Source organism: Candidatus Nitrosocosmicus oleophilus (assembly GCF_000802205.1).
GTDB classification, from domain to species: domain Archaea; phylum Thermoproteota; class Nitrososphaeria; order Nitrososphaerales; family Nitrososphaeraceae; genus Nitrosocosmicus; species Nitrosocosmicus oleophilus.
Genome location: NZ_CP012850.1, coordinates 514,845 through 530,159, shown reverse-complemented (window position 1 = coordinate 530,159; position 15,315 = coordinate 514,845). Strand labels below are relative to the sequence as shown.

Annotated in this window: 12 protein-coding genes and 2 tRNA genes; 11 read left to right on the top strand and 3 right to left on the bottom strand. The window is 33.4% G+C overall.

Annotated elements, in window-relative coordinates; genetic code table 11:
* The first annotated feature begins 333 nt into the window (after positions 1-333).
* Positions 334-1,314: a cupredoxin domain-containing protein gene (locus NMY3_RS02540; RefSeq protein WP_196817384.1), complete on the top strand. Its 981-nt coding sequence runs from the start codon at positions 334-336 to the stop codon at positions 1,312-1,314.
* 70 nt (positions 1,315-1,384) lie between these two features.
* On the top strand, positions 1,385-3,175 hold the full coding sequence (locus NMY3_RS02535) for a hypothetical protein (RefSeq protein WP_196817383.1): 1,791 nt from the start codon (positions 1,385-1,387) through the stop codon (positions 3,173-3,175).
* Between the two features lie 406 nt (positions 3,176-3,581).
* Here NMY3_RS02535 and NMY3_RS02530 read toward each other — a convergent pair.
* Both NMY3_RS02530 and glnA read right to left on the bottom strand, forming a co-directional pair.
* Positions 3,582-3,656, bottom strand: a tRNA-Val gene (locus NMY3_RS02530).
* A 90-nt stretch (positions 3,657-3,746) separates the two neighbouring features.
* Positions 3,747-5,153 carry a type I glutamate--ammonia ligase gene (gene glnA / locus NMY3_RS02525; RefSeq protein ID WP_196818452.1) on the bottom strand — a complete coding sequence of 469 codons (1,407 nt, stop codon included), beginning with the start codon at positions 5,151-5,153 and terminating at the stop codon, positions 3,747-3,749.
* A gap of 132 nt (positions 5,154-5,285) precedes the next feature.
* On the opposite strand from glnA, the gene NMY3_RS02520 reads away from it, so the two are divergent.
* The 7 genes from NMY3_RS02520 (at position 5,286) to NMY3_RS02490 (ending at position 12,752) form a co-directional block, all read left to right on the top strand.
* A complete protein-coding gene (locus NMY3_RS02520) occupies positions 5,286-5,888 on the top strand; it encodes a hypothetical protein (RefSeq protein WP_196817382.1) in 603 nt (200 codons plus the stop codon).
* Positions 5,889-6,327: 439 nt separating this feature from the next.
* Positions 6,328-6,849 (top strand): cupredoxin domain-containing protein, encoded by a 522-nt coding sequence (locus tag NMY3_RS02515; protein WP_196817381.1) that lies wholly within the window; start codon positions 6,328-6,330, stop codon positions 6,847-6,849.
* A gap of 168 nt (positions 6,850-7,017) precedes the next feature.
* Complete coding sequence (gene sufC / locus NMY3_RS02510; RefSeq protein ID WP_196817380.1) at positions 7,018-7,809, top strand: Fe-S cluster assembly ATPase SufC; 792 nt, start codon at positions 7,018-7,020, stop codon at positions 7,807-7,809.
* Positions 7,810-8,126: 317 nt separating this feature from the next.
* Entirely contained in the window at positions 8,127-8,375 is a 249-nt protein-coding gene (locus NMY3_RS02505; protein ID WP_196817379.1) for a hypothetical protein, read from the top strand.
* Positions 8,376-10,013: 1,638 nt separating this feature from the next.
* Positions 10,014-10,856, top strand: a complete 843-nt coding sequence (locus tag NMY3_RS02500; protein ID WP_196817378.1) for a chlorite dismutase family protein — start codon at positions 10,014-10,016, stop codon at positions 10,854-10,856.
* A 76-nt stretch (positions 10,857-10,932) separates the two neighbouring features.
* Positions 10,933-11,760: a DUF1802 family protein gene (locus tag NMY3_RS02495; RefSeq protein WP_196817377.1), complete on the top strand. Its 828-nt coding sequence runs from the start codon at positions 10,933-10,935 to the stop codon at positions 11,758-11,760.
* Positions 11,760-12,752 (top strand): aldo/keto reductase, encoded by a 993-nt coding sequence (locus NMY3_RS02490; RefSeq protein WP_196817376.1) that lies wholly within the window; start codon positions 11,760-11,762, stop codon positions 12,750-12,752. Before NMY3_RS02495 ends, NMY3_RS02490 begins: the two co-directional genes overlap by 1 nt.
* A gap of 26 nt (positions 12,753-12,778) precedes the next feature.
* Here NMY3_RS02490 and NMY3_RS02485 read toward each other — a convergent pair whose 3' ends face one another.
* The gene (locus tag NMY3_RS02485; RefSeq protein WP_231100194.1) at positions 12,779-13,792 is read right to left on the bottom strand and encodes an Lrp/AsnC family transcriptional regulator; all 1,014 of its coding nucleotides are present in this window, start codon (positions 13,790-13,792) and stop codon (positions 12,779-12,781) included.
* A 92-nt stretch (positions 13,793-13,884) separates the two neighbouring features.
* Between NMY3_RS02485 and NMY3_RS02480 the strand changes: the two genes are divergently transcribed.
* Positions 13,885-13,976: transfer RNA gene (locus NMY3_RS02480), tRNA-Pro, on the top strand.
* A 44-nt stretch (positions 13,977-14,020) separates the two neighbouring features.
* Positions 14,021-15,313 (top strand): hypothetical protein, encoded by a 1,293-nt coding sequence (locus NMY3_RS02475; protein WP_196817374.1) that lies wholly within the window; start codon positions 14,021-14,023, stop codon positions 15,311-15,313.
* Positions 15,314-15,315 lie beyond the last annotated feature (2 nt).

The following is a 15,315-nucleotide window of genomic DNA, read 5'->3' as shown; positions in this document are numbered from 1 at the left end:
AATTTCATGAACGGAGTCACAATCTTGGAAAATGGTATATCACTCATCTGTGAACTAGATGAATCAGAACCGTATATCACAATTTTAGCCAACGATCCTTCGTATAATTCAAAATGTTATCAGTATGTATCATGATTGACAAAATTAAGAATATTGTGAGAATAACAGTTGAGGATACTTGATATCTATTCTTCCATAATACTTACTCTAATGCTAAATCAGATTTCAATTAATAATTATCCATATATTACAAAGCTAAAAACGCGTAGAAAAAGGAACTCGATCTGCTTTATCTAAACTACATATAAATAACAATATCTAAAGTAACATGATTTGACGATTTTTAAAGTCTTATTTACTTTTTTGCTATTGTATAGTATTTTTTATGTTTATAGTAATATTGAATTATTATCTTTTTTATCTGCTCAAGCGCAACGATCAAATCAAACTATAGTTACAATCCCAAAAGGATCTGCGAATCCCGAAGTAGATATAACAAATCTAACGCCCAAACAATGGTATGACCCAACAGAAATCTCTGTGGACGTAAATGATACTATAGTATGGACCAACAATGACACGGAACCTCATACTGTAACTAGCGGTACTGGTGGCGGATTAAACAGTTTATTATCAAATTCTAGAGGCGAACCTGATGGTTTATTTGATAGTGGGTTATTTGATCCAAAAGGTACTACCTCGATCAAGTTTAATCAGTCAGGAACATATCATTATTTTTGTACGATACATCCATGGATGGAGGGTATAATCCATGTTCAAGACAATAACATGAACATTCCTTCATATGCAGTCGATGAATCTCAAAAGAAGATCAACGATTTTCCTCTATACAACTTCACAGATGATAGTAAAGTTGAGATTGGACTTTCATGGACTCCCACTTCCATTATAACAAACGAGCCTATACATTTTATAATGGATTTTTTTGAGTACCCCGCCAATACTCGAATGCATTTGTGGCCATACAATTTTGTAATCTTACAGAATAACACTGAATTATTTAGGACAAGCGGTATAGCTCAGATCGGTTCCTCTTCTCAAACATATGCCTTTAGTTCCACTGGACCCACTATTATCAAAGTTGAAAGTGCAGACAATAAGAGTGCATTTGTACAGTTTGGAACCTTTGTTTATGAAAATCCATATAATACAACTAGTGAGTTTCAAAATGTATCAAACTCTTTTAGTCACTTATCTCCATTAACCCTTGTATACTTTGTATATATAATCATCATAGTGTTACCACTTGCCGTGACTGCAGTTGTAATACTATACAAGAAGAAAAAAATTTGAGTAGGAAGCAAAATATTCATAAAGATTATCAAGATAGTTCATAATGATATTATAAAGGAGAAAATATTCAATGGATAAATACGTTAGAAATATGATAATTTCAGTAGTTGTTGTGGCTACTGTAACGTATCTTTCTCTTAATTACTTATTTACAAATAGTATTTTCTTTAGTAGCCTTCTAAATATAGATAAATCATTTGACAGGCTTTTCTCATCAACAAAAGAGGATGATACATTATCCTCTCAATTAGATAAAGGATCTGTTATAACACCAGTAGCAGAAAGAGATAAAAAATATGTCTGTGGGGACAGCATGGCAAACTCAAACGACTATATCACAGAGTTTGTTATACCATTTCCATGTAGCCAGCCGGTCGGGCTAACAGCAGATAAAAATAACAACATCTGGATTGCTGCAAACTGGATAGGACGTTTTTTGGTCTTTGATACATCGACAAACAATTTTATAAAAAATATATCGATTCCAAACTGGAATCCAAAGACTACATTTGGTTCAATGATGTGGGATCTCAAATTTGATAAGAATGGAGATCTTTGGTTTACTGATGAGCAAAGCAGTTCTGTCTGGAAATATCTTGTCAAGCAAAATAAATTTGAAAGATACATATCGCCAACTAATTCTTCATACCCTTTATCTCTAACTTTTGACTCAAATGGTTTGGTATGGTTTACAAATGTTTTTGGAAAGAAACTAGGAATTCTAAATCCCGAAGAGGTTAAAAACAATACAACAATGGGGATTAGAGAAATAGATTTGGGCAAAAGGATCAACTTTGAGACAATGGGACCATCTTCGATGAGTTTCAGTCCTACTGACAAGAGCAAAACTAATACCCTTTTAGAAAGAAATTCAAGCAGTTCTAATGTTACAGTTAATTTTAACGATACAGAAGAAAAGGAAGATGCCGATACTATGTGGTTCTCTACAGTAGACTTCCCATACGGCGGACAGATAGTCAAGTTCAATATGCAAACACAGAACTATACAATATATGATCTGAATAAGACAAAGAGCCTTCCAATTAGCATAGCCCAAGATGATAAAGGAAGAGTTTGGACAAACGACCATGCATCAAATCTTTTCTTAGTACTTGATCCTAAAACAAATCAAGTAAAACAGTATGCAACCTCACCTGCATCAACAAGAAACACAACAACACTGCCCTATTACAATCAATATTATGATGGTAAGATATGGTTTAACGAACATGAGGGAAATGCAATAGCTCAATACGACATAAAAAACAAGACATTGATTGAGTATCATATAGCGACAAGAAACATTGCATGGGGTAACACGTCTAATCCTCTCAAGTTCACAATTGACAATAATGGTTCTGTGTGGTTTACAGAATGGACTGAAAATAAAATCGGACGTATTTCAAAGGAGAACATGAATAACATACCCATTTCGCTATCTACTTCAAAAGATAAGATAATTATCGATAGCAAGGCAAACATAGGAGATTCTGTGGATGTGTTTGTTTCTCGAAACAAATTAAACAATTCAGATGATATCTCCTCTTACAATGGTTATGAATCATCATCGAAAATGTCGTCTTTTGACAATTTGTCAGATAAACCGTTCAATATTACCATGTTTGCAACATCTTCAATTGCCAAAAATGGTCAGTTATGGAATCTTACCAGCAATTTTGACAAACGCACATTTTCGGTATCCGACCTTCCGATATCATCTTTACTGCCACTCAAAACAACATTATATATCAGTCCCACTGAAACTGTTGTTCCAGGAAATTATACTCTGACAGTTAGTGCAAGATATAATAATGAAATAACTTACTCAAAAATAATTGATTTGCATATCTCAGTATATTAGAGTTATACTATTAATTTTTTTATTGTTTGTTTCAGAAGATAGTAGTTACATTACACCGATAGAGTTGTTTGTTGATGGGGGAGTAGTGCAGATTTAGATGATATGAGTCTGACAAAAAAATGCAAAATTTTTAGAATATCCTTCAAAAATAGTATCCAAAGAAACTATAATTAGTAAAGATGAAATTCCAATGAATAAATTCAATTAGTCTTATAATTTAAGAATAATTGATTATTTGACCATTTTCGCATCCATTGAAGCAAATTAAATTTCTCTGCCTCAACTATTTGATTTTGATTTTCATTATTGATAGTGACAGCGGTGGTGCTAGTAATGGTATGGAGCATTAACTAAACTATTTTCTATTTTTTAATTCAAAACTCTATGTCAATACCCGTGAATACAGTGGAGGGAATGGGATTTGAACCCATGACCACCTGCGTGTAAGGCAGGTATCCTAACCAGTCTAGACAACCCCTCCAAAAAATTATTTAGAACTGTGTTAATCCAGTGTTATTAACCTTTGTTTTATCTCATGCCGTTGGTCTGGGCTACCATTTCAACCCATATTTCATACATCTGCATATAGAGAGAACTCATGTGGATGGGGTCTTATGGTAACGTCTTGATGATCCTTAGCTTCCTGCAAGATTATTGAATCTATAATTTCATCGTCAAATATCGGCTTTAAAAATTCTCTGTCAATATTTAATTCCTCGTATGCTTCTCTAAGTGAAGGTGGCAATTGTCTAATTCCCAATTCACGTCTGCGCTGTGGTGCCATTTTGAAAATATCTTCGTCTATTGGGTCAGGTATCGATGTTTTTTTCTTTATCCCATCTAGACCAGCTGATATTATTGCTGAAAATGCTAAATATGGATTGCATGAGGGATCAGGAGCTCGGAATTCTATCCTTTTCATGTGTGCAAACCTTTCGCCCCTATAATGAGCTGGATTTCTAATTATCGCAGATCTGTTGCCAGTACTCCATGCAATGTACACGGGTGCTTCGTATCCAGGCACCAGTCTTCTATAAGAATTAGTTGTAGGAGCAACTATTGCCGCCAATGCAGGAGCGTGGTTTAATACTCCGGCCATAAAATATCGGGCTAGTTGAGACATTTCTGCATATGAATCATTAATATCATAAAATAGATTTTTTTCTTTGTCCCATAAACTCACATTTACATGCATTCCTGAACCGTTATCAAGTGCGATTGGTTTAGGCATCATAGTTGCAATCATGCCCTGCTTCTTGGCTATATTTTTAACAATATATTTATAGCTTTGAACAGAGTCTGCGGCATTAACTAAAGTATCAAATCTTATATCGATTTCACATTGTCCCGCTGTTGCTACTTCATGATGATGGGCATCGCAAATAATACCAAAATTATTACTCAAAACATCAACGCATTCATTACGATACTGCATTAATGTGTCACCTGGGGCGCTTGGGAGGTATCCTTCTTTTAATCTGAGTGCATACCCTACACCTTCTGTTGACCATGGCGCTTCTTTTGATATAATGTTATAACTTTGGGATCTATATGGCGTCATTGTGTTCACTTCTAGTTTATCAAAAACAAAGAATTCTACCTCAGGTCCCCAAAATGAATTATAATAACCTTGATGTCTGACATACTCTTCTGCCTTTCTTGCGATACCTCGAGGATCTTTTTTGAATTGTTTTCTATTTTCTCCTCCTGATAATATGTCACAAATTAGTCTAGCTGTTTTGTCTTCTTTTATCCATGGTATTATTGCATACGTAGAAGGGTCTGGTCTTATTATCAAATCAGATTCGTGGATCTCAGTAAAACCTCTAATTGAAGAACCATCCAATTTTGGCAATCCATATTCAAAATCTTCCTTTTTGAACATATTGGAAGCCATTGTAGTATGATGGAATCTACCAGTTAAACCTGTAAACTGTAAATCTAGAAATTTAATTTCTTCATCCTTTAATCTCATCATTATTTGTTCTGCGGTAAAATTCAAAGATTCAATTTTTCCATCTATAACTTTATAAGGCAAATGAAATATTCGATATAGTAAAATAAAAACCTCTAATTAAGCTTATCATGTATACAAATTGTGTGAGAACTGATGGATCAAAGAAAGCCAACAAATTTAATAAAAATAGATGAAATTTTTAATATCTTAAAAGCAGAGATCCATCTTGATAATGGACCTCAGCCTGTTCCTCACAATTTTTATCAAAATATTTCAAATCTTGTTTCTTTGTTAAAAGATCAAAATGAAAAAGAGAATAATGGGGCTACGGAGAAAATTTCCAAAGAAATTAGTTCCAATTTGATAAATTTGGTTGTTAAATTAACGACTTTGATATTCGTATTAAGATGCAAGAAAATTTTCGATAGTTCAAAATCACAAAATATGTTTGAATATTCTAATCTTACAGATGAAGAAAAATACGTGTTTTTTGGAAATAGAGAAAGAGAGCAAAGAATTAACATAGTACTAAAAATGCTACTTGATGGAAAATCGAAAACTTTAGAAAAGATCGTATCTTCAATAAATCAGAATTTTGTAATTATAAGGTTCTTAGATTCCATGGAGCAATTTGTAGGAGTTAATATGAATAAATATGGTCCTTATCAGAGAGATGATGTGGCAATTTTACCTTTTGAGAATGCTAGATCTATAATAGAAAACAATAAGGCCGTCGAAATCCGTAAAGTCGATTAATTATTAATTAATAATTTCATGATTCCGCTAGTTTTGATTTCAGCTTTGTCCAATCCTGCCAAGCCCCCGCTAGTCTAATATAGTGTGCTTTTACTTTAATTTTTTTTCTTCTGGGTTTTGTTTTATATAGTATTCTGATATCTTCTTTGAATAACATTTGCTACATAAGAATCCTGAAATATTCCATTGTGGCATTGCCTCGTATTTAAAATCACCAATTCTGTCATTACATATACTACAGTTGATTTTTTCTCTCCCTTTCAGCATTCTCTCGTTGCAATAAAAGTACAGAAACCAGAAATAAAAGTTATTCATTTGGATTCGCAAGCTGATTTTCCATTTTCCATTAATAGTAAATAAATATGAAATTACAGTCTTTTTGGTCAAATAAGATCATAAAAGAAATTAATAAGGGCGTTTTATACAATTTGTTGTCAATATGGTTGAAGCTGATAAGACTGACAAAAGAGCTTTTTTAACGCTTATGGGAATGGCGGTTATTGTCGGAATAATTGCTTATTATTTGTTTACTGCAGCTACACCAAAAGCGGGTGTAGTTGATTCTATTTACAGACAAGAACTTCCACCAGCACCTGCGGCTAGTGCTACCGATGCAGCTGGAGATTCATCATCTGAGGCTGTAGATGAATCTGCATTTGCCAATAAGGTTGAAGTGCAAATATTAAAGGGTTCATCAACACAAGGAAATCCTGCCTATGGACCTGACCCTGCTAGTGCCTCTAGTGATGCATTAGTGACTTGGGTTAACGACGATACTGTTCCACACACAGCTACTAGCGGAACCGGACCTGAAGACCCAGAAACCGGAAAACTATGGGATACAAGTATTATAATGCCAGCTGCTAAAGCTAGCGTCCCTGCAGAAAAAATGGGTCCAGGTGAACATAGTTACCATTGTACCGTTCATCCATTCATGAAAGGAACAATAACAATAACCTAATTTTTTTTTAAAAATTCATTTTCTTTGTATTCTTTTTTAAAAATTCATATAAAATATTATACTTTAATCAATTAATTAACCAAAATTTACACAAAATATATAAATTTTATATTTATAACAGTGTTATTTTGACGAATATTTATATTATGTATTGATATATAAAATTTTATGTCATTCTTAACCATCAAAGATCTAAATGTCAATATTGAAGATAAAAAAATACTTAACGGTGTTAATTTGGATGTCAATAAAGGTGAAGTCCATGCCATTATGGGATTAAATGGTTCTGGAAAAAGCACATTAGCCAACGTTTTATTGGGTCATCCGCGTTATTCCATAACTTCAGGTGATATTTTAGTTAATAATGAAAGCATAATTAATTTAAAAACAGACGAAAGAGCAAGAAAGGGATTATTTTTAGGATTTCAATATCCGACTGAAGTATCTGGAGTAGGATATAGTCATTTCTTACGCAATGCTTATAATTTATTAAGTAAATCTCTGACGGCCGAACAAAAGGATCGAGAAGTTTTCATAACCGTAAAAGAATTCCACGAATATCTAAAAAGAAATCTTGATAATGTGGGTCTAGATCCAAGCTTTTTAAGCAGATATCTTAACGAAGGTTTTTCTGGAGGAGAAAAAAAGAGATCTGAAGTAATGCAAATGCTGGTCTTAAGACCCAATCTTGCTATTCTTGACGAGCCTGATTCTGGATTGGATATAGACGCTGTAAAGTCTGTTGCTGAAGCCATCAATAAATTAATTGAAACTGGTGCGGGAGTAATAGTTATTACTCACTATGCAAGGATTTTGCGTTATTTGAAAAAACTAGATAAGGTTCATGTGATGTCAAAAGGAAAAATAATAAAAACAGCCGGAAAGGAGCTATCGGAGGAATTAGAGTCCAAAGGTTATGCTTGGCTTGGACTGTCTGATGAATCAGTAGATGCTGTTTAAAAGATATCTATGCGGAGTTAACTAAAACCGGGCAATGACCCACTTTTAACCGAGCTGGGTCAACGAGGAAGCCATTTCTAATAAAACAGTTGGCTTATTGAAACTTCCATTTATCAAAAAAGTATGCAAAAGAATAACTTTAGGACTAGTTTAGGTGAATTAATATAATTTACGGAATTCTTATTTTGATTTTATGAATTAAAATAACTTTATTATTACCTCTCACTTGGTTATACCAAATTGCAATCTAGGTATCCGGTTGGTGCGAGCGAGTAATCCCTAGATAATCTGTTGTCCAGAACGAAAAGGTATTCGATATGAAAAAGAAGGTAAGAATAATAAAAAACAATGAGTTAAAAAATCAAGGCACATTTGTTAATGATCCATATTCTGCGACTTTTAAGTCTGCCCACACTAACTTGGAAAGCAAAAGAGACGATCAAGTTAGAGAAAAATTAACAGATAAGGATAAAAAGAAAAAGGTTTCGAATAAAAGAGATAATGCCAGCCGTGGTCTAAAATATATAAACCCATCCCAAAGAAATCACTCCTCGATTTACGAATAATTTTTGTCATGATGGTTTACTGTCGATATAGTGGCTCCGTACTCTTCCAGAAGAAAATGGGAAGGGACTATGGGCGGCCAAAAAATAGGGTTATGATACATACCTCCCAAACATCTATATACTATCCTAATCATGTTTTTGAGTTTATGATTGTAAAGTCAACGGTGTGTTAGACTCCCGATCTTCAGTTAAAAAATACCATGGAGGATTTCGAGGTAGACGTTAAATCTATTAGGATCTGACGGGGTTATCGAGTAGAGAATTCTCGGACGAGCTAACATTCAATATAGGACTAAAAAGGGTACGAAGGTCAATAATTCTAATACTATATTATCGCCGATAGTATTTCTTTAGATGACGCTGGAGCTAGGCCACGAAAGTAAAATAATGAAGGTTCTAATATATACAATACCACATAACCTGGCAAACAGCAATTGACAATGCCATCTTTTATGAAAAAAGGACACATGAGTTCAATGATGTACTTGCTATCATGATATTTTGGTCTGACGAGGACAATGCAAAGTGCATATTAATCGCGTAATTTAGATAACCCAACCAGATCACGATGGTCACCACAAGTTGTTTATAAGTGGTTTATGAATATATTCTAATTATAGTGTTTATCAGTCAATTCGTCATTTGTTTTATAAAAGCGACACAAAGGGACACAAATATGTCAGGAATTTTCCTTTTTATATATGCATATACATGAATTTGCTTATATAACATTACATTCTCTTCGTCTAATATATGAGATAGAAAGTTCAACCAAACATAGAGCATCTCTAGTTTAGATTTATGGGTCAGCATATCACAGCACTGGTATACTTATTTTTAAAAAGAATGTATTAATGACCGGAATAACATCTTTCTACCCAAATATTACTAAAAACTATACAATAAAACTCAATAATGACGAATTTCTACTGGTGTGTTCAATAACTAGCAAAATCTGGCTATTCTTGGTTGTCAATTCAGTTTATTCAGTTTATAGTTATAATCTATGTGCAGGTCTGTAGCAGAAAATATACTGTCATATAGAAAGTAGCTTTTAGCGTGGAGTCTCCTATCACAAATGAATCATACTGGTTCTGTCCGATTTTTCTCACAAAAGAATCGAAGAGGATTCAATCTAGGAAATCTGTACGCTTGTGGATATCAATTATGTACATCCCTCTTGGTGAGATAGAGGACAATTCATGAATCTTGGCCAAGCTTCAATGAATGTTGCTTTGATATGCACGTGTCTCTTCCTCAAGTTTGGTAAGAGAATTTTCTCTTTGTAAGTTATGTTCCTATCCAAATCCAAATGGATTCTACAGAACCCACCTTGCTTAATATCCCATCTACATAAAAGTCAGACGTTTTCTTTCTTTTTGCAATCTTTGAAGATGATACTGCCGAATCCTGTTTCCTATCTTGCCTAAATAAAACATGATTCGCTTGATAAAATAGGAAAATCCTTCAAATATCTTGCTAGAAGATTTAGAAAGTACAACTACAAACCATGCATGCATACTGAGTTTCTTTCTTATAGTCACAAATGAAGAACATTCTAGATACGATATTTCTTTAAATGAACAGAGCCGAGCGAATGTATTAAACTATTTATTAATTTAAGATAGCATACAAGTCATGCGAAACAAGAATAAAAACCCTACAGAAGTTGATAGTTTATCTAGAATTAAAAAAAATAAAATTGATAATTTAAATAATGTAGGAGAAGATGATGGTGTGAGCACTTCAACAACTACAACTACCAAGGATTCTGAACTTCCGGGTACTAAGACCGATGAATCCGATAATAAAAATAATCCTGAAAAATTCTTTACTTTTACATTTTATAAAGTCGATCCCAAGTGGCGTTGGCTAAATGAGATGGGCAAAGATGAGGCTTCACGCGAGTTTCTTGAATTGTTAAATGCTGCACGCAAGAAAATAAAAATTAGAACTTATTCTACCATCGGTTTAAGACACGACAGTGAATTTATGATTTGGACCATGTCGCCATCACTAGAAAATATTCAGGTACTAGCTTCAAAAATTTACACCACTATACTGGGAAAATATATCGAACCTACATCCACATATCTTTCTTTAACTAGAAAATCATTTTATTCAAATCAGGTTAAACTTGGGTTTGAAACTGAAGAGGAGCCATTGCGGTATGCGGTAGTATATCCATTTATTAAATCTCGGGAATGGTATCTTTTGCCCTTTGAGAAAAGAAAAGAAATGATGGAAGAACATATAAGGGTTGGAAGAAAATATCCTGAAATTCGACTTAATACCACATATTCATTTGGAATTGATGATCAGGATTTCATGTTGGCTTTTGAAACTGACAATCTTTCAAGATTCCAGAGCTTGATCATAGACTTACGTGAAACTCAAGTTAGTAAATATATCATTAAAGATACACCGATGATCCCCTGTGTCCTAAAAAATATAGAGGAAATAATTAAGAGTTTGGGCTAAAAAGCATCTCTGTTCTAAAATCAGTAATTAATAATATTTATTTATAATAACAATACAATTGTAAACTGGTGTTTATGTGATTTCTAACTCTTTTTTAGATAATGGTTTTAATGATATTGTAAGTTTCAATTCTAAAACTATGCCATTAAAAAGGTTCGGTCATGATTCTGAAAGAACACATTCAGCGATTTCCTCTGATACTGCAACTGCAACCCAAGTCAATAATACTCAAGAAAGTTTTAATGATGAATCAAACTCCAGCACAAATACTTTTGGGGCATTAAAAGAGTGGGCTATAGTTTGCAAAGCTCTAGAATCAGGAAATCAAATTTTATCGTTTAGAAAAGGAGGTATTATGGAATTTCGCAATGGATTTGAACTAAAGTTCAAGAATTTTTTCTTATCCCCAACTTTTGAACATCAAGCTAAAGAATCAATCCGTATGGACTATCATACAACCCTGGATGAATTAAACAGAAAAAATGGATTGGACAATGCCGAAACTCGGCCTGATTCTAATAAAACAACTGAGATTGCATCATTTGTTGAGATAACTCATTTTAGTGAGGTGCCCAATTTGACTACATTAAAAAAATTAGAGAATTTCCATATATGGACTGATGATTATCTCAAATCTCGGTTTGATTATAATCCAAAAAAGCCACTTTATTTATTGTTGTTACGAGTATACAAATTAAACAAACCAATAAAATTAGTGAACAAACCTGAATGGGTAGGATGTAAGTCATGGATTCAAATCGACTCTCACGATCCAGACTTGATCACATATTTTGAAAATCATTTGCCCGAAAAGCCATTTGAATATCTAAAGTCAATCAGTAAACCTTGTATAGATGACGATAATTTCAATAAACTATCTGAAAAAGTGAGGAGTATAGTTTAATGAAATATCGCAACTTAGGAAATACCGGCATTAAAGTTAGTGAAATTGGATTTGGAACATGGACCTTAGGTTTAGACTGGTGGGGAAAAAAACTTGAAGAAGATGAATCTATAAAGATGTTAAAACATGCTTTTGATTTAGGAATTAATTTTTATGAAACCGCTGATATGTATGGAAGGGGCAAGAGTGAAAAGTTATTAGCAAAAGCCTTTAAAGATATGCGCAATGAGGTAATTTATTCCACTAAATGGGGTTATGATATGTATAATGCAAAGCAAGTAGGACATGGCGAGATTCCCCAAAAACATACTCCAGAATTCTTAGATTATGCTTTGTCAGAAAGCATGAAAAGATTAGAAACCAATTTTATTGATGTATATAGTTTGCATAATCCCAAAATGGATGCGATAGAAAATGATGCATTATTTCACAAACTAGATGAATTTGTAAGTTCTGGAAAAATTAAGAGTCATGGCGTTGCATTGGGGCCCGCAATAGGATGGGAAAAGGAAGGAATTCATGCTATAGAAAACAGGAATATAGTTTGTTTACAAACTGTATATAATATATTAGAACAGGACCCTGGAAGAGTATTTTTTGATGCTGTGGATAAGAGAAATAATTCAGTAGGTATAATGGTTAGGGTACCCGATGCATCGGGGGTTTTAACTGGCAAAGTAAACGAGCATACAGTATTTGATAAGAATGACCATAGAAATAACAGAAAAAAAGAGTGGATTATACAAGCTATGCAAAAAATAGAAAAACTCAAACCCATTGCTAATTCTCATGGATGGGATATTACTGAAATTTCTATGAAGTATATTCTATCGCAAAAACAAATCTCCGTTCTTTTACCAACTGTCACAAGTATTGAAGAAATAGATTTGTTCGCTCAAATTTCTGATGGTAATTATTTGAATGAAGATGAGAGACTGCAAATTGAACAAATGTATGAAAAAAACTTTGATATGCCTAAATTATTGGCATAATTAAAAATTTTTAAACAAAAGCGTAATTACTCGAAATATTTTACTCTTTCTTTTTTAAATTCTCTGGAACTAAACAATATTCTATATCTATCAATTTTAATTATTGCAGATATTTCCTTTGCTATTTTTTCAGCTGCATCAATTGTTCTAGCATGAATCATACTAAAAAGATTGAACTCCCAGTCTGGGTATATGGGACGTCTATAACAATGACTTACTTGCGGAAAAGAAGCGATTTTTAATCCTACTTGATCTATTTTTTCCTCCGGCACATTCCAAACTATCATTCCATTTGCCGTAAAGCCTGCTTGCCTATGCCTAAGAATTGCTGCAAATCTTCTCATGATGCCTATATTTTGATATTCCTTTACTTTGTTAAAGAGATCTTCCAAATTTATTCCCAAATCATCCGTGATTGTTTTGAACGGTTCTCTAATTATCTTGATATCTTTTTGCAACTGTCTAATGTATTCTTTATCCACTTCTGATATTTTTTCTGCTTTTACATCCATTTTTTTTACATCATCGGTGGGACTAGGTTTTTCAGGATCATCATTTACCATGTCCAATTTCACGCCTATTTTATACATTTTTAGCGTTGGTAAAACTCTATATTTTAAAACTCCATCTAGGGAGGCCATTTTATCTAAATCGGTTTTCATATCTGCATCCGGAGATACTGCTAACGTAAACCAAACATTGTATTCGTGATTTCTTTCGTAGTTGTGACTTACACCTGGGTGTTTGTTTATTTCATTAGCGACATAATCTATCTTATTCTTATCCACTGAAAATGCTACTAGCGCACTCTTATATCCTAACTTTCGAGTATCAAAAATTGCACTTATCTGTCTAATAATCCCAATATCTTTTAATCTTTGAGTTCTATAGAGAACTTCTTCTTCCTTTAGTTGGTATTTATTTGCCATTTCTAAGAACGGTCTTTCAACCAAAGGAAAAGACCATTGAATATCATTAAGTATTTCTTTGTCTATGGCATCTAATTCATTAACCAGCATAAATGATATGCTATAAAGCATTTAACTAATTATTAAAATGTATCTTTGGATTTTCTCTGTAATTGGTTGTATACTTAGGTTTAAAAATAAGAGGTTTATTTTTAATAAATAAGGGGGCTATCGTCTAGCTTGGCAGGATACCATCCAATTTTTGGGTATAAGCCCGGGGCGCTGGCGGTCGAGGGTTCGAATCCCTCTGGCCCCACTTCAATATTGTCGCTTTAATAGGCACCACTTTCTTTATAGGTTGTGTCAAATTCCACCGTTGAAATAAATTCTTTGACGGGAAGTAATGATAGCATCTATTTAACAAATGCATACACAATGTTTGTGTTTTCAATCAGATCTGAAGTTACTAGGAAATACTATGAAAGAAGACTTAGGCATTTCTTCAATCATATCAATTTTGACTTGGAAAATAGCAAGAATATGGAAGTAAGATGCAATAATTTTTCCACCAAAGGAAAAAACGATACTAATTGGGCTATTGCACAGGTAATAATATTTTTACAATTTCAAAAGGAAAGAGTCCATAACGGAGAAATAACTGCCTCTACATTAAGGAACTTTATTAAGGCAATAAAATTATTCTGCGATTCTTCTGACCTAAATATTCCGTGGAAGAAACTGATGAAAGGTCTTCCCAGAGCAGTACAGGCGGCAAATGACAGAGCACCCACGATGGAAGAAATCCAAAAACTTATTGAATATCCAGATAGACGGATTAAACCCATTGTCTATACTATGGTGTCATCAGGAATACGGCTAGGTGCTTGGGACTATCTAAAATGGAAACATGTAACTCCTGTCTACGATCATGATAATAAAACAGTGGTAGCAGCCAAACTAAAGGTTTACGAAGGTGATATTGAAGAATATTTTTCTTTCGTTACTCCTGAAGCATACAAGGCATTAAAGGAATGGATGGAATTTCGTGCTTCCTATGGAGAGAACATTAATGACGAGAGTTGGTTAATGAGAGACTTGTGGCAAACAACTAACGTAAGCTATGGTGCTAGATGGGGACTTGCAACTGTACCCAAGAAAATTAAAAATACTGGTATAAAGAGACTGTTAGAACGAGCACTATGGGACCAAGGTATACGAAATAAACTTAAAGATGGAACAAAAAGACACGAATTTAAAGCAGCACACGGTTTTAGAAAATTCTATAAATCAAGAGCAGAACAAGTTATGCGACCTATTAATGTAGAAATTACAATGGGTCATAATATTGGCTTATCTGATTGTTACTATAGACCTACGGTAAAAGAAGTCTCAGATGATTATCTAAAGGCTGTTGACTTGCTTACAATACATTCAGATGGTGTTACTCTGAAAAAGCAAGTTCAACAACTAAAAGAAGATAATCATAATAATGAATACATCATAAAGGGGAAGCTTCAAGAAAAGGATGATCAAATAAAAAATTTGGAGGATAACGTTAAATTACTAAAAGAAGGCATGGATAAAATGTTTATATTGATTCAACAGAATCCATTACTAGCAAATGTCAAACCGGAAATCCTAAAAAAACTTTGATT

Coding starts and splice junctions, on each gene's coding strand:
- NMY3_RS02535 (WP_196817383.1), top strand. CDS start 1,385: ATGGATAAATACGTTAGAAATATGATAATTTCAGTAGTTGTTGTGGCT.
- glnA (WP_196818452.1), bottom strand. CDS start 5,153: ATGATGAGATTAAAGGATGAAGAAATTAAATTTCTAGATTTACAGTTT.
- NMY3_RS02520 (WP_196817382.1), top strand. CDS start 5,286: ATGGATCAAAGAAAGCCAACAAATTTAATAAAAATAGATGAAATTTTT.
- NMY3_RS02515 (WP_196817381.1), top strand. CDS start 6,328: ATGGTTGAAGCTGATAAGACTGACAAAAGAGCTTTTTTAACGCTTATG.
- sufC (WP_196817380.1), top strand. CDS start 7,018: ATGTCATTCTTAACCATCAAAGATCTAAATGTCAATATTGAAGATAAA.
- NMY3_RS02505 (WP_196817379.1), top strand. CDS start 8,127: ATGAAAAAGAAGGTAAGAATAATAAAAAACAATGAGTTAAAAAATCAA.
- NMY3_RS02500 (WP_196817378.1), top strand. CDS start 10,014: ATGCGAAACAAGAATAAAAACCCTACAGAAGTTGATAGTTTATCTAGA.
- NMY3_RS02490 (WP_196817376.1), top strand. CDS start 11,760: ATGAAATATCGCAACTTAGGAAATACCGGCATTAAAGTTAGTGAAATT.
- NMY3_RS02485 (WP_231100194.1), bottom strand. CDS start 13,792: ATGCTTTATAGCATATCATTTATGCTGGTTAATGAATTAGATGCCATA.